This is a genomic window from Loktanella sp. DJP18, from assembly GCF_049310965.1.
In the GTDB taxonomy this organism is placed as follows: Bacteria; Pseudomonadota; Alphaproteobacteria; order Rhodobacterales; family Rhodobacteraceae; genus Loktanella.
The window spans coordinates 1-550 of sequence record NZ_JBMERN010000408.1; the positions used below are offsets into that span (position 1 = coordinate 1).

The 550-nt window shown below is 60.5% G+C and carries 1 protein-coding gene; it reads left to right on the forward strand.

What is annotated here, in order from left to right; translation table 11 throughout:
* Window positions 1-550 (forward strand): transposase (locus ACOI1H_RS26175; protein WP_422441281.1); only part of this gene is annotated, 550 nt, incomplete at both ends.

The following is a 550-nucleotide window of genomic DNA, read 5'->3' on the forward strand; positions in this document are numbered from 1 at the left end:
CAGGCCTTGGAAGCCTCGACGGCAGCCCGCTACACGCGCAATGGTGGCCAGAAGGTCCGGCGGTTCAAGACATTTGCTTATGCGGCCGGGTCCTGGTCAAAAAGCCGACGCGTGGTAGCCCGGGTCGAGGTCAGCTCCCGGGGGCGTGATACCCGCTACATCGTGACCAATCTGGACGGCAAGCGTGGCAAGCATCTCTACGAAAAAATCTATTCTGCCCGCGGTCAGGCCGAGAACCACATCAAGGGATGGAAGACACACCTCGCTTCAGACCGGACGTCGTGCTCGAAAGCGTCGGGCAATCAGATGCGGCTCATGCTGCATGGCTGCGCGTATTGGATCTGGTGGAGCCTGCGTGCCGCCTGTCCAAAGCGATCTCCGTGGCGGCATGCCCAGTTCGACACGCTGCGCCTCCACTTGGTCAAGCTTGCCGCCACAATCATTGAGAAGAAAACCCGGATCGTCATGACGCTGCCCGCCTCATGTCCCCGTCAAAGTCTTATCCGGCTGCTGTTCGACGCACTGGCTCCGCCTTCGCCTACATTACGCT